This window comes from Streptosporangium album, assembly GCF_014203795.1.
Classification (GTDB): domain Bacteria; phylum Actinomycetota; class Actinomycetes; order Streptosporangiales; family Streptosporangiaceae; genus Streptosporangium; species Streptosporangium album.
In genome coordinates this window covers 390443-410424 of sequence record NZ_JACHJU010000001.1, presented here as the reverse complement: position 1 = coordinate 410424, position 19982 = coordinate 390443, and the positions used below count along the sequence as shown (strand labels likewise).

Genomic DNA, 19982 nt, shown 5'->3' with positions numbered 1-19982 from the left:
GATCATGGACCTGCGACACCTGAAACGCTCGCCCGCTCTGCTGTGCACTCTGGCAGCGCCGTTGCTGTACGCCGGAGTGACCCTGATCGCGCTCCAGTTGGCCGCCCAAACGGGGCTCAACTCCTGGCACGAGCCCTGGAACGACTTGCTGCCAAGCCGGCTGGACAACGAGATCGCGTGGGCGCGGAAGGTGACGCTCGGCATCACTCTCATCCTCGCCGTCGAGGCGGCCGTACTCGCCGCGCTGGGTGGCTGGCTGAATCGTCGATCCACCGTCAGCGGCCTCGTGCTGTGCACGGCCGCCAGCATGGTCTACCTGTTCACTCTCGCCCTGGCCGTATTGGGCACTTACGCGATCGTGCTATACCCCTCTGGCGATGTCGATCTCGGGCTTCTTTTCCCAGATTGGTACTTTCCCGCACTGATCGTCATCGCCGTCGTGACCCTCACCGCGCTGACCGTCTGGCTGTCCGCCGCGGTCAAGGAGGCCTCAGCCTCCCAATGATCGACGCTGCGGCCACGGTGGCCGCATACGTGACATGCCGCGCTCCCCGAACATGTCCGCAGTCTGCCAACCGGCTCCGTGAGCTGATGCGACTCCTTGAAGTGGCGCAACTCCACCCCTCAAGCTGACCTTCTCAAACGCCCTCTAAGTTGATCTTTAACCTGTCTGTCCGAGCCGGGCAGCGAGGGTGGTTTCTCGCTTGATGGTTTTGCCGACGTCGTAGTGGGGTGCCGGTCGGCGGTTCGTGGAGCCGGGTGGTCGTCCGGGGCCGGGCTTTCCGGGTTTGGGTGCACCGGCGGGGCAGGTGGTCTTCTCGCGGATGTTCCGGAAGCCGCGCCGCACCCGGGCAGGGGTGAGTGAGACGGCCCGGGGCGGCGGGCCGTTCCCACGGGCGGCGTAGGTCCTCGGCCAGGTGGCGGGCCAGACGGAGTTGGGTGTGCGCGACGGTGATCAGCCAGGTCCACCGGTCGGCGGCTTCAGGAGCCCGTATCTTGGGCGTGGTCCAGCCCAGAGTCTGCTTGAACAGCCAAAAGGTATGCTCAAGATCGAACCTGCGCAGGAACGCCTGCCAGAGCCGGTCGACCTGGTCTGCGGTCAGGCCGGTGTGCGAGGACCACAGCCACACCGGCTTGGGCTCGTTGTTGCCGGGCAGGCGCTCAACCTGCAGCCGGATCAGTGATCCTTCCAGAATCGGCAGTTCGCCCTGGTGATCCAGCCAGGCCGCGCGGTGGGTGAGCCGGGGATGCAGCCGATCCCAGCACGTGGCGGTGGCAGTGCCGTAGCGGGTGGTCTCGGTGGTCGTGACGATATGCGGCGAGGGCCAGGTGGTGGCGTCGCCGAGCGCGAACGGGCCGCCGTGCTTGGCCGGGCGGCCATTGGTTCCGGGCAGACGTGGAGGTGCCGGGAGCTGCAAGACCCGGTCGGAGCGGATCCGTCCCAGCAGCTCAACAGGCAGATCTTCCAGGAGGAAAGCCAGCCGGGTCACGTCGTAGCCGGCGTCGGCCACGATCAGGATGTCCGCCTCGCCCGGGCGCCATTGGCCGGCGTCCAGCAGTCGCTGGACCACCTCGCGTAGCTGGGTGGCGGTGACCGCGGTGGCGTCGTCTTCGGGGCCCGAGCGGATCGCGTCCAGCATCGCGGTCCAGGAGGTGCGGCCGCTTTCCAGCGCCGCGACGAACGAGTACGGCCAGCCGGGGATGAACTGCGAGGCGCTCTTGGCCCGCCCGTAGACGTGACAAAACAATCGCTCGGCGCTGGTGGGGGCGTCCGAGCGCAGCCACGGGCTGACATCGACCGCCAGCACGATCCGCCCGTCGGCGGCCCGCGGCAGCGGCAGGGCCGACAGCGACCGGCGCAACCGGGCCACCTCGATCCGGCCGCTGTTCAACCCGTCGTACAACGCGCCATGACCGCGCCGGTGCTCGGGCGCCAACGCCAGATCCACCAGCGTCTTGACCGGTCCGTCGGTACACAGCAACGCCTCCGCTAGCTCGAACAGTGCATCAGCCCGCGCGCTCAGGCAGTCATAGAAGCCGGTCCGGAACCGGGACAACACAGTCAGGGACTCGACACGGGCAGCCTCGTTCAGCACACTCATCCTCACGGCCTTGGTAGTGATCGTCAGCGTCTTCAGCAACGCACATGATCACGCCAAGGCCGTCTCCATGTCCCGCGAACGACCAAACCTCCACTCGCCTCAACAAACCGGCCAACGGCGGAGCCGCGTTGGTCTCGAGGGCCACCGTTCGTCATCACGGGCGCGATAGGCGACGCACTCTTCCTTGGACTGCGAGATCGCGGGCCAGATGGGCGCGGCGCAAGCCACGCGAGCGCAGGTAGCGGAGATCCTCAGCGGTGTCGTACATGAGCTGGACATGGAAGTAATTCACATGCTCCAGCACCGCAAACAGCCCGAACCCCAGACCGGGCCAGCTTCCCGCCCCCGGATCGATCACCACCGCCCAGACGATGAACAGCAATCCAGCGACCAGCACGGCAACGTTACCCCTGCGGGCGACCACGAAGGCTCCAGCTCCTGGGAGGGACCTGTTTCGCGTGGCGATCTGGCGGAGTTTGGCAAACCAATACCCGGCTCCCTCCAGCAAGAGAAGCGCGAACAACGCGAAACCCACGCTGTTTCCCGCTGTCACCGGAAACCCCACCACGCCGAACCAGACCACCGCCTGCAGTGGGATATTGAGCAACTCCAGCCAAACCAGCGACCGCAACCGTCGCTGAACCCAGGGGCGGGAACGATGATCCACCTAACGACTATGGCAGCCCTGCCTCCGACAGGGGAAACCGGATCCCGCATGGAGACAGCCAGAGCCGCAATGCAGCAGGCCAGAGGTTAAAAGGCAAGCTAAGCGGCTGAGTTACGCCAAGGATCGCCGCAATGCCTACGGTGAGAACGACAAGAGTTCGAGAAAGAGCATCCGACGCAACAAGCGCGCCCCTCACCGCGCGAACAGGCACCGAGCGAGCCAGATCCTCGAATCGATCGTCGGTGCCGTTGACGGAGCCGCCGAGGAGACCGCTCACGAGACGGTAACGACCGGGGGGCCGGAGTGCCGGGAGAAGGCGTTCCCGTCTCAGATCGCTGCGGCGGATGCCGCCGATGTGCCCGTCCCCGCCGTCGCGGTGGACGGCAGGCCGAGCGCCAGAACGGCGGTGGTGAATCCGAGGGAAAAGCGCAGGGCACCACGCATGATCTTCTCTCCTGAGACTGGGGATGGGACTTCCGTACGTCTCAAGAGATAGGACAGCGGGCTTGCAGGCGACTTGAGACCACACCACCCTCCGGTGCGGGTGCCTGGCGAGGACCGGTCATGACGCGGGCGCGGGCGGAGGCGGGGCGTCGTCCGGCTCCGGCGAGCCGGCACGCCCGCCGTCAGGCCGGGCCGCCGACGCCTGGCGCAGCGCGTCCTCGGGGCCGGGATGGATCTCGAAGGTCTTGCGGAGACCGGTGATGGTCAGCACGCGCGCCAGGTAGCCGTGAACGCCGCTGAGCGCGAACCGGGTGCCCACGGCCTCACTGTGCTGCAGGGCGGAGACCAGCTCGCTCAGCCCGACCGAATCGCAGAAGGTGACATCCGTCAGATCCACGATGAGGAAGGCCGTACCGGGCCCCCGGAAACGGTCCAGCTGCTCCCGGAGGAGCGGAGCCGAGGTGAACCCGAGCTCTCCGCCGACACGGATGATGGTCGCCCTCTCGTGCACGTCGCATGAGAGGGTGAATGCCGGGCCACGCCCGGCCTCGAACAGCATGACAGGCTCCTCACGTCCGCGGGTTTCAGCGCAGGCCGTACACCTTCCTATCAGTGCCGGAGATCTCTTCATACGTGAGGTGAGGCTTACGGTGAGCACATCGGCCTGACCAGCCGACGAGACCTCGTCCCGGTCGCCGCGTGACGCATGTGGCCGGACCCGGTCCCGGACCCGGATACGGCATCGGCATCGGGAGCGGGTGGGACCGGCCGGAAGAGAGGAGCCGTCGGCGTGACGGCTGGAGAGGCGTTCGGGGCGACAGGTAGGATGTGCGTGGCCGTCCCTGCAGTGATCTCGCCTGCGGGGCGACCCGTTGAGTGCTCCGTGAAGGATGTGAGCAAGCGGGTGAGCGATGTGAACGCCTCGCCGGCCGCCATGGCGACCGGCACCGGCTTCCCGTCATCGACGCCCTGTCCGCTCCGATTGGAGGGATATCCCGGTGACCGCCGTCGTCCGATTCACCCTTGAGGACGGGGCGCAGCAGTCTGTGGCGTCCGTGCCCGTAGTCGCCCTGTCCGGGGACCTCGATTTCACCAACGCCGAGCAGTTGCGCGCCGACATCCGCACCGTTCTCACCCCGGACCATCGTGACCTGGTGCTGGACCTGACCGCTCTGGACTTCTGCGATTCCACCGGTATCAGGATTTTCCTCGCCATTCGCACGCTGCTGTCGGAGCGCGGCGGCAGCGTCGTCCTGACCGGCCTCAACTCCCGGCTGAACAGGATCTTCCGGGTGACCGGGCTCGTCCAGGCCTTCGCGGTGCAGCCCACCGCCGCCGACGCCGTCGCCTCCCTGCGATCCCGCTCCTGACCTCCGGCCGGACGGATCGCCGGTCCTCCACCGCTACCCGGCGTCCAGCGACCGCAGGGCCTCGTCCAGCGTGTCGAAGACCGGCAGGTTGGCCGCCAGGCCCGTGATGCGCAGCAGCCGCGCGGGTTGCGGGGCCGGGTCGGCGTAGGCGACGACCGCGTCGCCGTCGGCCAGTCGCCGGCGCATGGCCAGCAGCACAGCCAACCCGGGGGAGTCGATGAAGGTGAGGCCGGACAGGTCCACCAGGGTCGTCGCGCGGGGGCCGCCGTCGAGGTAGTCGTCCAGCCAGTCCTGCAACTGCACCGCCGTGTTCACGTCAAGCTCCCCTTCGGGCCGCAGGATCAGCGTCGTGTCCTGGGACCTCACCGGCAGGCGCAGAGCATCGGTCATGGCGGAGCCTCTTCTCTTTGTACCCTCCGTTTCCCCGGCTGGGACGGATCAACCGTCCTCGGCGGAGGAAGATCGATCCGTCTGCTCGGCCACGAGGTTTTCGTCCCCGAAACGGATGCCGTCGCTGATGAGGCCGGTCGGATCGGCCGGCTCATGGCGCCGCCGTCCATGTCCGTCTCGTCCTTCGGGCGGCCACGGCGAGGAGGACGACCGCGCCGAGAGCGAGAATCGCCTGGCCGATCAGGTTGGCGGTGCTCGCGGAGTTCTCCAGGGAGAGCAGGAGGAAACCGGCCCAGACGTAGGTCAGCAGCGCGCCGCCGGCCAGTGCGAGCCGGTGGGAGGCGGCCCATCCCGCACGCCGCGACCACCGGGCGACCACCGTTGTCATCAGGGCGATGAGCGCGACGCCGAGGGCGGTGCCCGGCCAGCTTTCGGGCCGGACGAAGAACAGTCCCGACACGGCCAGGGCGACCGTGCCGACCAGCCACGGATCCGGTGCCCGGCGGTCGATCCTCGGCCGGGGACGCCGCCCGACGGCGAACGCGGTACCGATCAGGATCGCGATCACGGCAGCGGCGCCGATCACCTGGGACGCCGACGCCAGAAACCGTTCGTCTTCGGATATGCCGTAGAAGATGACGGCGGAGCCGGAGACGAAAAGGAGGCAGGTGACGGCCAGGCCGGACCCGCCCAGCCAGGGGGTGGTGCTCCGACGGGGGACCAGGGTCTCGACGACGGCGATCGGGACCCCGATGCTCCAGATCGCGTGCCCGCCGACGAAGGTCAGAACATAGTGGGCGCTGATCCCCAGAACCGGGATGTGCGCGGCGCCCTGGAAGTCGTAGCCCTCGAAGGACGGGTTGAACAGCGACTGGTCGAGCAGGCCCGCTTCGAGCACACCGTATGCCGAGGCCAGCAGGATGACAGTGGGCCAGCCGCGCCCGGTACGGCGGGCCGCCTCGCGGATGAGGACCGCCCCGCCGCCATACATCGGCGCGAGGAGGAGCGCGCCCGCGATCTCGGATGTGGGGATGTTGCCGAGCAGATACTCGGCGATGAGCGGGGCGAGGAAGAACAGCCCGACCGCGGGTGCGATGCGTCGTAGCGCCCGCCCCCCACGAGAGGCGGGTCGGGCCGTGCGCCCGGAGCCACCGGGGTGGTCGGCCGGGGCGGACGCGGGCCGGTGCCCCTGGGGCTGCGGATCGGGTGAGGCGATCCTGGACGTCACGACGGCTGGGTCCGGTCGGCGGCGACGACCACGACGACCCCCAGGGCCGCCAGGCTCAGGTTCGCGTAGAGCGCGTGGTCGGCCAGGAAGTCCACGCGGCTGACGATCACGCGGTTGAAGAAGTTGAGGAACAGCCCGAAGAAGGGCTGGACGGCCAGGTGGTCGATGGTCCCGCTGACGCCCTCGAGGACCATGACGACCCCCAGCGACTGGATGGCTTTACGCATGGTTCGACGCTAGGGATCGGTGCCGTGGCCGGGGATCGGTCATCGGGATCTCCCACCTCGACCGGTGTAGCCGCTCCCGGCCGTCATGGCCGACGGAAGTACCGTGTGCCGAGACTTTGGTATCGGCCGCTGCGCGCAACGGCCGATACCTCCTCCGACGCCGTACGCTCCGGGAAGGATGAATGGATCTGTGACCGCCTCCGCGCCCCGGCGGAGCCCCCGCGACTGGGCCGTGGACATCGCCCTGTTCCTGCTCGCGGTCGCCTTCGGGCTCCTGGTGTCCGCCGAGCGCCTGCAGGCACCCTTCCTGTCACCGAGGTGGCTGTTCAACCTCGACCAGCTCGCCGGAGCGTTGAGCTGCGCCGCTCTGTGGCTGCGCCGCCGCCGGCCGGTCGAGCTCGCCGTGGTGCTGGTCACCCTGTCGGCGTTCTTCGAGTTGGTCGCCGGTGCGATGCTGGCGGCGCTGTTCACGGTCGCGGTGCACCGGCACCCGCGGACCACGGCGGCCGTCTTCGTGTTGAGCCTGCTCACGGCCGTCGTCTACGTCGTACTGCGTCCCGAGCCGGATACGTCCTCTCTTCTGCTGCTGGCGTTCGGTGTCGCCCTCCAGGGCGCCGCGGTCGGCTGGGGCCTGTTCGTCCACCACCGGCGCGAGCTCGTGCTCTCGTTGCGTGACCGCGCGGCCCGCGCCGAGACCGAGAGCCTCCTCCGCGCCGAGCAGGCCCAGCACCACGTCCGCGAGGCGATCGCCCGGGAGATTCACGACGTGCTCGGCCACCGGCTGTCGCTGCTGAGCGTGCACGCCGGCGCGCTGGAATATCGCCCCGACGCCCCCGCGGAAGACGTGGCCCGCGCGGCCAAGGTGATCAGGGAGAGCGCTCACCAGGCGCTGCAGGACCTGCGTGAGGTCGTCGGCGTGCTCCGCGCCCCGGTCGGCGAGCTGCCCCAGCCCACCCTGGCCGACGTCCGGCAACTCGCCGACGAGTCAGGTCAGGCCGGGATGCGGGTGGACCTGTCTGAGGACGTCGTCGGGACCGCCCCGGACCGGGTGGGCCGCACCGCCTACCGGATCGTGCAGGAGGCCCTGACCAACGCCCGCAAGCACGCCCCGGGAGCCGGGGTGCGCATACGCCTGGCGGGGGCACCGGGCCGGGGACTGACCGTGGAGGTGGGCAACACCGCCCCCGCCGCGGCGCCCATGCCCGGCGGGCGGCCCGGTCAGGGGCTGGTGGGCCTGGCCGAACGTGTCGACCTGGCCGGTGGGCACCTGGAGCACGGACCCGCCGCCGACGGCGGCTGGCGGCTGGCGGCCTGGCTACCATGGGCACCGTGAGCACCCCCGAGCCCCCGGCGATCGGCGTGCTCATCGTCGACGACGACCCGCTGGTCCGCGCCGGCCTGGCGATGATGCTGGGCGGCGCCTCCGACATCCGGGTGGTCGCCCAGGCGGGTGACGGCGCCCAGGCGCTCGCCCTGGTCGACCGGCACGCCCCCGACGTGATCCTGATGGACATCAGGATGCCCATGATGGACGGGCTGACCGCCACCGAGAGCCTGCGCGCCCGCGGCCGCGCACCGGAGGTCATCGTTCTGACCACCTTCGACGCCGACGGGCACGTCCTGCGCGCCCTCCGTGCCGGAGCCGCCGGATTCCTCCTCAAGGACACCCCACCCGAGGAGATCGTGACCGCGGTGCGCCAGGTGGCCCGGGGCCACCCGGTCCTGTCCCCGTCGGTGACCCGGCGCCTCATCGCCCGGGTCGCCGACGGAGACCACGACCGGCGTCGCAGCCACGCCACGGACCGCCTGGCCCTGTTGAACGACCGCGAGCGCGAGGTCGCCCTCGCGGTCGGCCAGGCCAGGTCCAACGCCGAGATCGCCGCCGTGCTCTACCTCGGCGTCCCCACGGTCAAGACCCATGTCTCCGCCATCCTGGCCAAGCTCGGCCTCAACAACCGTGTCCAGATCGCGCTGCTCGTCCACGACGCCGGGCTCCTCGACGGCCACGCCTGACAGCGCGGCCTTCCCCTATGCCCACTCGGCGAGGATCGCGGCCTCCTTCTCGGGGTCGATGCCGTGCCTGCCGAAGGAACGATCCTGTGCCGGGAGGTCGCGGAGCCAGGCCCAGGTGTCGCGGACGGTCTCGGCGACGGGACGGCAGCGCAGCCCCGCCGCGTGGGCCTTGGCGCAAGCCGTCCGCTCAGAGCGGACTGGCGGTGACCGGCGGTTTTTCCAGGACATGGACCCGGGCCGTGCCGATGTCGAAGTAGAGGCCCACCAGTTGCAGGTGCCCCTCGCGGACGAGCCGGTCGACCTCGGGATAGGTCCGCAGGTTCTCCAGCTGCTGGATCACGTTGACCCTGCAGAGGCGGTCCAGCGGGCCGTCGTCGGCGCCGTCGCTCTCGCCGGCGATGAACCTGGCCAGGCTGTGGTTGCCATGGCGCAGCCAGCGATCGAGCGCCGGCATGTACGACGCCTTCTCACCACCGCTCAGCAACGCGGCCATGGCCCCACAGCCGGAGTGGCCGCAGACCGTGATGGTCTGGATGTTGAGCGTCTCGGTGGCGTACTCGATCGCCGCGGCCACGGAGTCGTCCGGGGACGCCGAGCCGCGGCGCGGCACCAGGTTGCCGATGTTGCGGACGGTGAACAGGTCACCCGGGCCGCTGGCCGTGATCAGGCTCGGCACGACCCGGGAGTCCGCGCAGGTGATGAAGAGATGGGAGGGCTCCTGCCCGCGTGCCATCGCACGCAGGAACGGACGGACCAGCGGCGCCGTACGACGGTGGAATTCCCGCGCCCCGGCGAGCAGGTCCGGTACGGCGGGGCTGCCCGCCGCCGGCGTGTGCCGGGTCAGGGGCCGGGGACCCTCGGGGACAGGCTGTCTCCGCCGGTGGGCCCAGGGCAGCCACCAGCGCTCCGGCGCGCGCGGCGGCGTCTTGGCAGGGAACATCCGGGCGCCGCTGGCGGCCATGGCGTACCACTCGTCGTGGACCTCGTCGATGTCCACCGTGCCACCGCCGCGCTCGTGCTCCTGCCGCCAGGCATGGACGGCCTCGAAGGCGGCGTTGTCCATGAAGTCGATGTTCAGGTCCAGCTGGACCCCCGCCCCGGACGGGATGGCCTGCAGCTCCGAGGTGAGCTTCGGCACGCCGAGGAAGGTCAGGGAGCCGCCGATCAGCACATGCCATCGGCCGTCGGGTTCGGGCCTGGCCCGTACGGTGATCCAGGTGAGGCGGCGCAGCGCGGACAGCGCGGCGAGGCCCAGGCCGAACAGCACTCCTTCGGCGAGACCGAGCAGCACGACTCCGGCCATGGTGATGACGTAGACCCGCACCTCGCCGTGGCCGCGCAGGTTGCGCAGGTGCCCCATGTTGATCATCTGGACGCCGATGAAGACCAGCAGCGCGGCGAGCGCCTCCATGGGGATGAGTCTGATCGTCCATCCCAGACAGACCGTGAGCACCAGAATCCACCCGCCGTGCAGGATCGCCGACCAGTGGCTCCGCGCACCCGCGCGGGCGTTGGCCGCGCTGCGTACGACGACCCCCGCGACGGGCAGGCCGCCCAGCGCGCCGGTCACCATGTTGGCCAGGCCCTGGGCGGTGAGTTCCCTGTCCAGGTCGGCCCGCTTGCCGTTGTGCAGCTTGTCGGTGGCCACCGAGCACAGGAGCGACTCCACCCCGGCCAGCAGGGCGACCAGCATCGCCGCTCCGAGGACCGCGTGCCAGTCACCTCGCGGCCAGACCGGCGTGGACCACTCGCTCAGGCTCTGGGAGAGGTCGACCCGGGTGACATCCCAGCCGAACACCCCGGCGGTCACCGACGCGACCAGCAGGGCCGCCAGCGGCGCCGGGACGATCCGCAGCCGCTGTGGCAGCCGGGCCGAGCCGACCAGGACCGCGATGGTGAGCAGGCCGACGAAGACCGCGTGGTTGTGGTTGTGGATGATCTGCTGAGGCAGTTCGACCAGGTTCTCGATGGCGGAGCGTTGCGGGCTGCCGCCCAGCACGATGTGCAACTGGGAGAGCGCGATCACCGCGCCGACTCCGGCGAGCATGCCGTGCACCACGGCCGGAGAGACCGCCAGCGCCGCGCGGGCGACCCGGAACAGCCCCAGGAGGAGCTGCAGGACACCCGCCAGCAGAGTGATCATGCAGGTGGCGCGCCAGCCGTATGTCAGGACCAGATCGGCGACCACCAGGGAGAGCCCTGCGGCGGGGCCGCTCACCTGGACGGCAGAGCCGCCCAGGAAGCCCGCCACCACACCCCCCACCACGGCGGCGATGAGACCGGCCGCGAGGGGTGCTCCCGAGGCCACCGCTATGCCGAGGGAGAGAGGGACCGCTATCAGGAAGACCACCAGAGAGGCGGGTAGATCGTGCCGCACCACGGACATGAAGCGACTCTCGGTGCGGGCGGTGTCACTCTTCGTGTCTGCCTCCATGGGCAGACTCTATGATGTCCCCTCCCTCCGCCTGGGCGGTTACCGGCGGCCTTTACCGAGGGAGGGGGAATCAGCGGTAATAGTCGGGATAGTCAGGCTCCTGCGCCCGGTGGTGGTTGCCGCGGGAGTCGCCGTGGCCCTGTCCGTCGGGAGTGACGGCGGGAGTGGTGCCGTAGAGGTCGCCGTAGCTGGGCCAGCTCGTGTTCGCGCCGTCACCGCTTCCGGAGGTGGGTTCCGGCCAGGCACCGGACGTCGCCGGGGTGGAGCGCTGCTGGGGGTCGTAGCCGTATCTCCCGCCCGGCCGCGCCTCGGCCGCACGGTCCTCATGGGAGGAGACGCTGCGGGAGGGGCCGGTCGGTGTGGAGATCGCCGAAGTCGGTCCGGTGAGCGTGTCGTCGTCGATGGTGGCCCAGCCGGGCCTCACCTCGTAGGAAGCCGCGGGCGGAGCGTCGTACACCGGCGTCTGGTACGAGTTGTAGGACGGCGCGGGGTCGTCGAGTATGTCGGCGGCGTTCGTGGCCGGCCAGCCTCCGGAGCCCGGAGCGGTGGCCTGGGCCCAGGGGTTGTCGGAGACGGGCGGTTCCGGGGTGGCGCCGTAGGGCGCCCCCAGCAGATCCGGGCCCGGCGCGGGGAAGCCGCCACTGGTCGTGGGGCCCATCGGAGGCATCGGGGCGAGCGGGCCGGTGCCGTGATCCGAGCCGGCGGAACCGCCGAGCGCCGGCATGGAACCGCTGGAGGCCGCCGAGCCCGTGCTACGGGGATAGGAGCCGCCCAGCGGGTCGTTCAGCGGGTCGGGACGGGAGGGGGAGCCGTTACCCGGACCGGAGTTACGGCTGCTTCTGCGGGAACTCGAGCGCGGCGTACGGCTCTCGCCGAAGGCGCCGGGCGTGGGAGCCGCGAAGGTGACCGTCCTCTGCTCGGCGAGTGCGGCGCTGGTGGGGGCCGGATTCGGCTGCACCGGTCCGACAAGGCCGTCGAGGCCCGACGGCAGGGAGGCCGAGGCCGACACGGGGGCCGGTGCCGGTGCCGGTGCCGGTGCGGGCCGGGGCGCCGGTGTCCTGCTCGGCAGCGGTGCCTGCGTGGTCACCGCGTCCGCGTCCACCCGGGGAGAGGGGGATCTGCTCGGTAGCGGCACCTGCATGGTGGCCGCGTTGGCGTCCGCTCGCGACGGATCATCGCCTTCGACGGGACGGCTGGCACCCATCCGAGCTGCCAAGGACCCTCCGAAACCACCCTCGTCAGCCTGGAGCCGTGTCCAGTAGTCGTCGTCGTAGTCGTCGGCCTGGCCGAACTCGTTCATGCCTCTCTTGCCGCGCGAGCTCGCCGGGCGCGGCTGGCGCGGCGGCTTGGGCTCGTCGAACGGGGTGAGGTCAGGCGAGAAGTGGTTCATCTTCGGTTCGCGTGTCGCGAAGTCGTCGATGGACGTGGCGGGCGTCTGCGCCTCCTTCTCCGCCATTTCACGCAGGCGCTCTGCGGGGAGCGCGCTCTCCCTGCGGTTCATCGACCGCATTCCCAGTGCCACGACGACGAGCACGAGGAGCACGACGGCGACCAAACTCACTACGACCGCGATCATTGCACCACCCTCAAGGCCATGGCCTTCCAGCGGCGCCGGTGAGGTCGCGCGGCCATCGACGCGACCTGCCCCCTTGCATCACCTGCGCTCGGACATTGGATCTGATTGTGTCGGACCACTATGAGCGTTGTCACACCCTAAGTGAAGAATCGGTAACCACTACTACCTCCGGTGTCTGGCCTGTCACTCGATGTGTGCCGCGGTGAGCCGTCCCCAGGCGATCGTCTTGTCCGCGATGCTCTTCAAGGTCTCGTCGAGGGAGGCACCCTTTCTGAGGTCGACCTTGCTGTCGAGCGCGTAGACAGTGAAACGATAGTTCTCCTGGGCGTGGCATGGAGGGGTATAGCCCACCTTGCCACCTGTCGTGCTTCCTTCCACGGCTCCCACCGGGACGCTGCCCTCGGCCAACTCGTTGGTGCGCGGGTCGATGTCGAACACGACCCAGTTCACCTCTCCACCGGTGCGTGCGTTGTTGTCCGCCACGATCGCGACGGACTTGGTCCTGTCCGGCACCCGCGACCACCGCAGAGGTGGATTGCCGGCCGAACCGTTGCATGAGTAGCCGGACGGCAGAGGTGCGCCGTCCTTCAGCCGGGGACTCGAAACGCTGATCGGCTCCAGCTGCAGCCTGTCGGCAGAGGCGGAGCTCCCCACCATCCCACAGCCGGATGAGACGACAACGAACGCCGCGGCGAGCACCATTCCGATGGCCTGCCGCGGGCGGCGCGTAGACGTATTCGGCTGCCCCATGCCCGATGATGCTACGCGGGTCTGGAAGATGCGCAGACCGGATCGCGAGGTTCCATGGCGCGGAAATGCTCGGGAATCGGACAGAATCAAAGCATGGAGGGGGTGAGGTTGGACACGGAAATGACCTTCGCCATCCTTGGGCCCCTGGAGATCCGCCGTCGCGGCAAGGCGGTCGAGATCACCGGGCAACGCCTGCGCACCCTTCTCGGCCTGCTGCTTCTCGACGCGGGCCGGGTCGTGTCCATCGACCGGCTGGTCGACGGGGTGTGGGAGGACTGTCCGCCGAACGCGGTGGGAAACGCATTGCAGGCGTTGATTTCCCGATTACGTACTGTTCTGGCCGATCAGCGTGGATTGGTAGAGGCCGGTGCGGCCGGCTACCGGCTGGCCGTCGACCCCGACCGGGTGGACGCCCACCGGTTCGTCCGGCTGGCAGCCGAGGGCCGCGAATTCCTCATGGCGGGCGCCCCGGGCGACGCCGCCGCCGCGCTCCACGCGGCGCTCGCGCTCTGGCGCGGGCCCGCCCTGGCCGGCCTGCCGGGCAACCACTCCGTCACCGCCGCGGTCGCCCGGCTGGACACGCTCCGCCTGGCCGCCGTCGAGGATCGGGTCGAGGCCGAGCTGCTGCTCGGACGGCAGACCGAGGTGGCCGCGGAGCTGCCCGCGCTGATCGCCGCCCATCCGCTGCGTGAGCGGTTCCGCGGCCAGCTCATGCGCGCCCTGTACGGCTCGGGCCGCCACGTCGAGGCCCTGGCCTCCTACGAGGACGCCCGCGCGGCCTTCGCCGACGAGCTCGGCGCGGATCCCTCGCCCGAGCTGGCCGCTCTCCACCTCTCCATGTTGCGCCACGAGTGGGCCGAGAACGGTCTACGGTTCCCGCCGGCCGGTGAGAGCGGCTCGCCGGCCGGCGGTGGCGGTCCGCCCCATCCGCCTCCGGTGGAGAGCGCCGCACCGCTCGCGGCTCCGCGACGGGGCAACCTGCCGGCCAGGATCACCAGCTTCGTCGGCCGGGAACGCGACGTGACACGGACGACCGAGCTCCTCGCCGGCCACCGGCTGGTCACCCTGCTCGGTCCCGGCGGGGCGGGCAAGACCCGGCTGTCGATCGAGTCGGCCGAGGCGGTCGCCGGCCGGATGCCCGACGGGGTGTGGCTGGTGGAGCTCGCCCCGGTGGCCGAGCCGAGCCAGGTTCCGCAGGCGGTGTTCTCGGCACTGGAACTACGCGATCCGTCCCCTGTGGCCTCTCCCGCCGCCGCGATCGCGGTGCCCGCCGCCCGTGACCCGCTGGCCCGCCTCGTCTCGGGCCTCGCGGGCAAACGGCTCCTGATCGTCTTGGACAACTGCGAGCATGTGGTCGAGGCGGCGGCGGCGCTCGCCGACCAGGTCCTGGCGGCGTGCCCCGGGGTGCGCGTCCTGGCCACCAGCCGCGAGCCGCTCGGCATCACCGGCGAGATGACCTGGCCGGTGCCTCCGCTCGATCTCCCTCCCGGGGACGGTGATCCGGGCGAGGCCCTCGGATACCCGGCCGTGCGTCTGTTCACCGAACGCGCCGCGGCCGTCCGCCCCGGATACCGGCCCGAGGCCGAGGCCGCCGCGGTGGTGCGGATCTGCCGTGAGCTCGACGGCATGCCGCTCGCCATCGAGCTCGCGGCCGCCCGGCTCCGCTCACTCTCCGCCGAGCAGATCGCGCACCGGCTCGACGACCGCTTCCGTCTGCTGACCGGCGGCAGCCGTACGGCGCTGCCCCGCCACCAGACGCTCCGCGCGGTGGTCGGATGGAGCTGGGATCTGCTGGACGAGCAGGAGCGGACGCTGGCCCGCAGGCTGTCCGCCTTCGCGGGAGGCGCCGCCCTCGACTGCGCCGAGGCGATCTGCTCGGGGCAGGGTCTGGCACGGGCCGACGTGCTCGACGTACTGGCCCGGCTGGTGGACAAGTCGCTGGTGGTGGCCCACAGCCACGACGCCGTCGTCCGCTACCGGATGCTGGAGACCATCCGTGCCTACGCCGCCGAGCGGCTGGCCGAGGCCGGCGAGCACGACCGCGTACGGCTGGCGCACGCGGTGTTCTTCACTGAACTGGCTGAGACGTCCGATCCCGGTCTCCGCGGTGCCGGGCAGCTCGCCGCCGTCGCCGCGATGGCCGCCGAGCACGACAACCTGTCGGCCGCGCTCCGATGGACCGTCGAGACGGCCAGGTTCGATCTGGCGCTGCGGATGGTCGGCGCCCTGGGGTGGTACTGGTGGCTGCGCGGCTACCGGATCGAAGGCGCCCGGCGCGCGCGTGAGGTGCTCGGGCTGGTGGGAGACGGCGCGGACCTCGCCTCGCTCGTCCTGGCCCGCGCCTCCTACGGGGCCAACGCGGCGGGTGCCGGGATCGAGCTCGACAGGGCGCGGGCCGAGCTGGCCGAGGTGGTACGGCTGGCGCGCGAGGGGCTGCCCCGGCCGTGGCATCCCCTGGTGGTGATGGCGGGGCCGATCATCGCGCTGTTCACCGGCGTGTTCACGGGCGGTGACCACTATCTCGACGAGATGCTCGCCCACCCCGACCCGTGGGTGATCGCCTCGGCGCGGCTGTTCGAGGGGTACGGGCACTTCTTCGCGGGGCGTATCGCCGAGGGCCGGACCGAGCTGGCGGCCGCCCTGCGCGGTTTCCGGGAGATCGGGGACCGCTGGGGCATCGCCAATGTGCTCGCCGAGCTGGCGGAGCTGGACTTCCTCCACGGCGAGCCCACACGGGCGCTGGAGGCGGTCCACGAGGCCATCGCCCTGATGGAGAAGATCGGCGCGGTCGACGAGGTCGCCTACATGCGCTCCCGGCTGGCACTCGGGCTCAACCTCGCGGGAGACCGGGCGGCGGCGGAGGAGATCCTGGAGGACGCCCTCAAGGAGGCCGTCAGGAACGGCGACCGGATCGCCATGCTGAACCTGCTCAGCGCCCGGGGAGACTTCGCCCGCGAGGACGGCGGGCTCGACGAGGCCAGGCACTACTACGCCGAGGCCATGCGCGTGATCGACGAGACGCCCGGCGTCCCGCTGTCGACCCAGGCCTCGGTCAACGCGGCGCTGGGCCTGCTGGCGGAGCAGGAGGGAGACCTCACCCGCGGCCGGCGGCTGCTCGGCGTCGCACTGCGGCAGGCACTGGAGTCGGCGGAGGTGGCCGTGCTCGGCCTCGTGCTGATCGGCTCCGCCGGGCTGGTGCTGTCGGAGGGCGACCCGGCCACGGCCGCCATGCTTCTCGGGGGCGCCGCGACGGTCCGGGGCATCGACGCGGTGGTCGACTTCGACCATGTGCGGATCACCGAGCGCACGATGGCCGCGCTCGGCCGGGAGGAATACTCCCGGTGCTACGAGCGCGGCCGGCTCCTGTCCCGCGAGGAGATCGTCGCCGTCGCGGGCAGGGGAGGGGAGCCCTACTCGCCGCCCAGCTCCCGGTAGGGCTTCCTCAACAGGTCGACGAGCGGGATGTGCCGCACCTTGACCGGTGGTGGTTCCAGTGCCCGCAGCAGCAGGTCCGCGGGGGCCGTCGCGGGGTCCGGCCGGGGACGCAACCGGCTCAGCGAGACGGCGGGGGAGTAGAAGTCGGCCGGCCGCTCGCCGAACGGCACCTCCGCCGCCGAGCCGTCCGCGTCGTTCTCAAGGGGCATTCAGCTCACCGCCCCGGGGCCGAGCCGGAACAGCTCGCGCAACTGCTCGGTGGACAGGCCGGTGATCCAGTCCTCGCCGGTGCCGACGACGCTCTCGGCGAGCGCCTTCTTGCGTTCGATCATGTCGTCGATCCGCTCCTCCAGGGTGTCCACGCAGATGAACTTCCTGACCTGTACGTTCTTCGTCTGGCCGATCCGGAAGGCCCGGTCGGTCGCCTGGTTCTCCACCGCGGGGTTCCACCACCGGTCCACGTGGATCACGTGGTTGGCGGCGGTCAGGTTGAGGCCGGTGCCCGCGGCCTTGAGCGACAGCAGGAACAGCATCGGCTCGTCGTCGAGGCGGAACCGCTCGACCAGCTCCTCGCGCCGCCTCCGGGACAGCCCGCCGTGCAGCCACAGCACCGGGCGGTCCAGGTGGGCGGCCAGGTAGGGCTGCAGCAGGGAGCCGAACTCGGTGTACTGGGTGAAGACCAGGGCCTTGTCGCCCTCCTCGACGACCTCTTCCGCCAGCTCCTCCAGCCGGGCCAGCTTCCCCGACCGCCCGGCCAGTTGCGAGCCGTCCCGCAGCAGATGCGCGGGGTGGTTGCAGATCTGCTTCAGCTTCGTCATGGTCGCCAGCACGTTGCCCCGCCGCTCGATGCCCTCGGAGCCGCCGATCCTGTCCAGCATGTCGTTCGCCACGGCCCTGTACAGCTCCGCCTGCTCCGGGGTGAGCGTGCACCAGACCTTCATCTCCAGCTTCTCGGGCAGGTCGGAGATGATCGTCTTGTCGGTCTTGAGGCGGCGCAGCACGAACGGCCCGGTGGCCCGCTTCAGCGCCCCGGCGGCGTCCTTGTCGCCCCGCGTCTCGATCGGCTCCTGGTAGCGCATGCGGAACCGCTTGGCGGGGCCGAGCAGCCCGGGGTTGCAGAACTCCATGATCGACCAGAGTTCCGCCAGGTGGTTCTCCACCGGGGTGCCGGTCAGCGCCAGCCGGGTGCGCGCCGGGATCGCCCGTACGGCCCGCGACTGCTGCGCCGCAGCGTTCTTGATCGCCTGGGCCTCGTCGCAGACCACCCTGCCCCACTTCAGGCCCGCCAGCGCTCCCAGGTCCCGCAGTGCCGTGCCGTACGTGGTGACGACCAGGTCGGACTCCCGCACCGCCGCGGACAGCCCGTCGTCCCGTCTGCGCGTGCCGCCGTGGTGGACGTAGACCCGCAACGAGGGAGCGAACCTGGCAGCCTCCTTCTGCCAGTTGCCGACCAGCGACATCGGGCAGACCAGCAAGGTCGGCAGGGGGATGCCGTCCTCGCGTTCGGACAGCAGCAGGGCGAGGGTGGAGACGGTCTTCCCGAGTCCCATGTCGTCGGCGAGGACGCCGCCCAGGCCCAGGCCCGACAGGAAGCTCAGCCAGGACAGGCCGCGCTCCTGGTAGGGGCGGAGGGTCCCCTCCAGAGCCCGTGGCACGGCGACCGGGGTGAGGCGGCGCTCGGCCTCACCGGAGAGGAGATCCCCCAGGAGATCGTCGGCGTCCACCGCGACCAGCGGCAGGTCCTCGTCACCGCCGTCCACGACCTTGCGGACCACCTCACCCATGGTCATCTCGCCGCCGCCCCGCTGCTCGACGACCTCCAGCGCCGCCTTGATCTGCTGGTCGTCCAGCTCGACCCACTGCCCCCTGATCTGAACCAGCGGGATCCTGAGCCCGGCCAGCTCGGCCAGCTCCTCCCCGGTGATCGTGTGGTCGCCGACGGCCACGTCCAGCCGGAAGCTCACCCGCCGCTCCAGTCCGGACCCCTCCTCGCCGGGGACGGCGCGTGTGGTCAGCTTCAGGCCCAGACCCTGGCGCCCCGCCCACGCCGGGAGCCGCACGCCGTAACCGGCGGCTCTGAGCGTGGGCGCGCCGTTGCGCAGGAAGGAGAAGGCCCATGCCGTCTCGACCGCCAGGCTGGACGGCTCGGGGTCGCGCAGCGCACCGTAGAGGTCGGGATGCAGCCGGACGGCTCGGCCGAGGTCGGCGCGGAGGACCTCCTGGGGCCGCTCCGGCAGCCAGGGGGCGCTCTCCCCGGCTCTGATCTGGTCGGCCGACAGGTAGCCGACCGGTCCGCCTGCGTCGTCCGCCCCGGCAGGCGGACGGCCGGAGCCGGCCTGGGAGCGGCCGGGCACGAGGCCGAACTCCACCTTCCAGGACTCCTCCTCACCGGCGGGCTCGATGAGCCGGAAGCAGGCCCGGACCGGCCCGTCCAGCTCGTGTGCCGAGGCGGACCAGCCGTCGAGGGCGTCGGACAGCGCGGCCGCCTCGGTGTCCCTGACGGCCGTGAGCGTGGCGTCCTCGCCGGTCAGCGCGTACAGCCAGCGGTCGGGCAGCGGAGCCCTGGTCCCCGGCCGATGACCGAGGATGAGGCGTTCGGGCAGTGACAGCCGTGCCGCGCCGTCCACCAGGCCGTTCAGTGCCTCGCGCAGCACGTCCGCCGACGGGCGCTCCCCGGGCACGGCCCTGCAGACCCGGGGCATGGCGGCGGCCAGGTCGCCGATCGCCGCCGGATCGGCGCCGGTCAGCACGGGCCGCCAGCGGGCTGCGTACTCACCGTCCTGGTGCATGAGCCGGGGCAGGATCCGGCCGCGCCGGACCAGGCTCCGCGCGTGTTCGGCGACCACGGCGAAGTAACGCAGGGAGAGGCCGGGGGCCCATACGGGCTCATCCTCGGGACCGAGGCCGTACGGCTCCGCGTCCGGACGGGACAGGGAATCGAGCAGGGCGAGTGCGCCGGCCGGGTGGAGCAGCAGCGCGGGGACGCGCCAGGCGGAGATCCGCGAACTCTGCGAGCTCCGCGCCGAGCGCGCCAGCCCGGACTCGGGCGAGGGCAGCGGACCCCGGACGGAGCCGGGGAGCAGGATCGTCAGCTCGCGCTCCTCGGCCGCGGCAGGGGAGCGCGAGGCGCTCGCGGGGAGGACCGCGCCGAGGGCGGCCACGGGAGCCGCGAACGGATGAGGGCGGAACGTGGCACGGGAAGCGGACCCCGGGGCCAAGGCGGTGTCCTCCGCCCAGACCCCCAGCCGCCCGTCCACCCAGGCACCATGGACCACCAGCACGCAACCACCCCGATTCTCGTCGACAGCCGTCTTCCGGCGGGCAGGCCGCCGTACACTCCGGACAG

Annotated in this window: 17 protein-coding genes; 5 read left to right on the top strand and 12 right to left on the bottom strand. The window is 70.9% G+C overall.

What is annotated here, in order from left to right:
• Window positions 1–4: 4 nt before the first annotated feature.
• Window positions 5–505 (top strand): hypothetical protein, encoded by a 501-nt coding sequence (locus FHR32_RS01805; protein WP_184752397.1) that lies wholly within the window; start codon window positions 5–7, stop codon window positions 503–505.
• 133 nt (window positions 506–638) lie between these two features.
• On the opposite strand, the gene FHR32_RS01800 is transcribed toward FHR32_RS01805, so the two are convergent.
• From FHR32_RS01800 to FHR32_RS01790, 3 genes are all read right to left on the bottom strand, one after another.
• The gene (locus FHR32_RS01800; RefSeq protein ID WP_221465212.1) at window positions 639–2102 is read right to left on the bottom strand and encodes an NF041680 family putative transposase; all 1464 of its coding nucleotides are present in this window, start codon (window positions 2100–2102) and stop codon (window positions 639–641) included.
• Between the two features lie 154 nt (window positions 2103–2256).
• The gene (locus FHR32_RS01795; RefSeq protein ID WP_312881857.1) at window positions 2257–2769 is read right to left on the bottom strand and encodes a hypothetical protein; all 513 of its coding nucleotides are present in this window, start codon (window positions 2767–2769) and stop codon (window positions 2257–2259) included.
• Window positions 2770–3331: 562 nt separating this feature from the next.
• Window positions 3332–3772, bottom strand: coding sequence for an STAS domain-containing protein (locus tag FHR32_RS01790; protein ID WP_184752395.1), 441 nt, complete (start codon window positions 3770–3772; stop codon window positions 3332–3334).
• 439 nt (window positions 3773–4211) lie between these two features.
• On the opposite strand from FHR32_RS01790, the gene FHR32_RS01785 reads away from it, so the two are divergent.
• Window positions 4212–4583, top strand: coding sequence for an STAS domain-containing protein (locus tag FHR32_RS01785; protein ID WP_184752394.1), 372 nt, complete (start codon window positions 4212–4214; stop codon window positions 4581–4583).
• Window positions 4584–4616: 33 nt separating this feature from the next.
• Here the strand turns inward: FHR32_RS01785 and FHR32_RS01780 are convergent, their stop codons facing one another.
• From FHR32_RS01780 to FHR32_RS01770, 3 genes are all read right to left on the bottom strand, one after another.
• Entirely contained in the window at window positions 4617–4973 is a 357-nt protein-coding gene (locus FHR32_RS01780) for an STAS domain-containing protein (RefSeq protein ID WP_184752392.1), read from the bottom strand.
• Window positions 4974–5124: 151 nt separating this feature from the next.
• Complete coding sequence (locus FHR32_RS01775) at window positions 5125–6201, bottom strand: AF_0692 family protein (protein WP_184752390.1); 1077 nt, start codon at window positions 6199–6201, stop codon at window positions 5125–5127.
• The gene (locus tag FHR32_RS01770; RefSeq protein ID WP_184752388.1) at window positions 6198–6428 is read right to left on the bottom strand and encodes a hypothetical protein; all 231 of its coding nucleotides are present in this window, start codon (window positions 6426–6428) and stop codon (window positions 6198–6200) included. Before FHR32_RS01770 ends, FHR32_RS01775 begins: the two co-directional genes overlap by 4 nt.
• A gap of 178 nt (window positions 6429–6606) precedes the next feature.
• Between FHR32_RS01770 and FHR32_RS01765 the strand changes: the two genes are divergently transcribed.
• Window positions 6607–7761 carry a sensor histidine kinase gene (locus FHR32_RS01765; protein ID WP_184752386.1) on the top strand — a complete coding sequence of 385 codons (1155 nt, stop codon included), beginning with the start codon at window positions 6607–6609 and terminating at the stop codon, window positions 7759–7761.
• The gene (locus tag FHR32_RS01760) at window positions 7749–8441 is read left to right on the top strand and encodes a response regulator (protein ID WP_184752384.1); all 693 of its coding nucleotides are present in this window, start codon (window positions 7749–7751) and stop codon (window positions 8439–8441) included. Before FHR32_RS01765 ends, FHR32_RS01760 begins: the two co-directional genes overlap by 13 nt.
• A 15-nt stretch (window positions 8442–8456) precedes the next feature.
• Here FHR32_RS01760 and FHR32_RS01755 read toward each other — a convergent pair whose 3' ends face one another.
• The 4 genes from FHR32_RS01755 to FHR32_RS01740 all read right to left on the bottom strand — a co-directional run bounded on the left by FHR32_RS01755 (window position 8457) and on the right by FHR32_RS01740 (window position 13108).
• Window positions 8457–8669, bottom strand: a complete 213-nt coding sequence (locus FHR32_RS01755; protein WP_312881856.1) for a hypothetical protein — start codon at window positions 8667–8669, stop codon at window positions 8457–8459.
• Window positions 8629–10875 carry a SulP family inorganic anion transporter gene (locus FHR32_RS01750; RefSeq protein ID WP_184752382.1) on the bottom strand — a complete coding sequence of 749 codons (2247 nt, stop codon included), beginning with the start codon at window positions 10873–10875 and terminating at the stop codon, window positions 8629–8631. Before FHR32_RS01750 ends, FHR32_RS01755 begins: the two co-directional genes overlap by 41 nt.
• 70 nt (window positions 10876–10945) lie before the next feature.
• Window positions 10946–12451, bottom strand: coding sequence for a hypothetical protein (locus tag FHR32_RS01745; RefSeq protein ID WP_184752380.1), 1506 nt, complete (start codon window positions 12449–12451; stop codon window positions 10946–10948).
• A gap of 183 nt (window positions 12452–12634) precedes the next feature.
• Complete coding sequence (locus tag FHR32_RS01740; RefSeq protein ID WP_246466393.1) at window positions 12635–13108, bottom strand: YbhB/YbcL family Raf kinase inhibitor-like protein; 474 nt, start codon at window positions 13106–13108, stop codon at window positions 12635–12637.
• Between the two features lie 213 nt (window positions 13109–13321).
• Between FHR32_RS01740 and FHR32_RS01735 the strand changes: the two genes are divergently transcribed.
• On the top strand, window positions 13322–16636 hold the full coding sequence (locus FHR32_RS01735; protein ID WP_184752376.1) for an AfsR/SARP family transcriptional regulator: 3315 nt from the start codon (window positions 13322–13324) through the stop codon (window positions 16634–16636).
• Here the strand turns inward: FHR32_RS01735 and FHR32_RS01730 are convergent.
• Window positions 16612–16845 carry a hypothetical protein gene (locus FHR32_RS01730; RefSeq protein ID WP_184752374.1) on the bottom strand — a complete coding sequence of 78 codons (234 nt, stop codon included), beginning with the start codon at window positions 16843–16845 and terminating at the stop codon, window positions 16612–16614. The genes FHR32_RS01735 and FHR32_RS01730 overlap by 25 nt on opposite strands.
• Window positions 16846–19917, bottom strand: a complete 3072-nt coding sequence (locus FHR32_RS01725; protein WP_184752372.1) for a DEAD/DEAH box helicase — start codon at window positions 19915–19917, stop codon at window positions 16846–16848.
• Window positions 19918–19982 lie beyond the last annotated feature (65 nt).

What these genes read in the sequence shown, in the direction of transcription:
- FHR32_RS01745 (WP_184752380.1), bottom strand. Translation starts at nt 12,451, where the DNA reads ATGATCGCGGTCGTAGTGAGTTTGGTCGCCGTCGTGCTCCTCGTGCTC.
- FHR32_RS01765 (WP_184752386.1), top strand. Translation starts at nt 6,607, where the DNA reads ATGAATGGATCTGTGACCGCCTCCGCGCCCCGGCGGAGCCCCCGCGAC.
- FHR32_RS01770 (WP_184752388.1), bottom strand. Translation starts at nt 6,428, where the DNA reads ATGCGTAAAGCCATCCAGTCGCTGGGGGTCGTCATGGTCCTCGAGGGC.
- FHR32_RS01755 (WP_312881856.1), bottom strand. Translation starts at nt 8,669, where the DNA reads ATGTCCTGGAAAAACCGCCGGTCACCGCCAGTCCGCTCTGAGCGGACG.
- FHR32_RS01780 (WP_184752392.1), bottom strand. Translation starts at nt 4,973, where the DNA reads ATGACCGATGCTCTGCGCCTGCCGGTGAGGTCCCAGGACACGACGCTG.
- FHR32_RS01760 (WP_184752384.1), top strand. Translation starts at nt 7,749, where the DNA reads ATGGGCACCGTGAGCACCCCCGAGCCCCCGGCGATCGGCGTGCTCATC.
- FHR32_RS01735 (WP_184752376.1), top strand. Translation starts at nt 13,322, where the DNA reads ATGACCTTCGCCATCCTTGGGCCCCTGGAGATCCGCCGTCGCGGCAAG.
- FHR32_RS01730 (WP_184752374.1), bottom strand. Translation starts at nt 16,845, where the DNA reads ATGCCCCTTGAGAACGACGCGGACGGCTCGGCGGCGGAGGTGCCGTTC.
- FHR32_RS01800 (WP_221465212.1), bottom strand. Translation starts at nt 2,102, where the DNA reads ATGAGTGTGCTGAACGAGGCTGCCCGTGTCGAGTCCCTGACTGTGTTG.
- FHR32_RS01750 (WP_184752382.1), bottom strand. Translation starts at nt 10,875, where the DNA reads ATGGAGGCAGACACGAAGAGTGACACCGCCCGCACCGAGAGTCGCTTC.
- FHR32_RS01740 (WP_246466393.1), bottom strand. Translation starts at nt 13,108, where the DNA reads ATGGTGGGGAGCTCCGCCTCTGCCGACAGGCTGCAGCTGGAGCCGATC.
- FHR32_RS01805 (WP_184752397.1), top strand. Translation starts at nt 5, where the DNA reads ATGGACCTGCGACACCTGAAACGCTCGCCCGCTCTGCTGTGCACTCTG.
- FHR32_RS01790 (WP_184752395.1), bottom strand. Translation starts at nt 3,772, where the DNA reads ATGCTGTTCGAGGCCGGGCGTGGCCCGGCATTCACCCTCTCATGCGAC.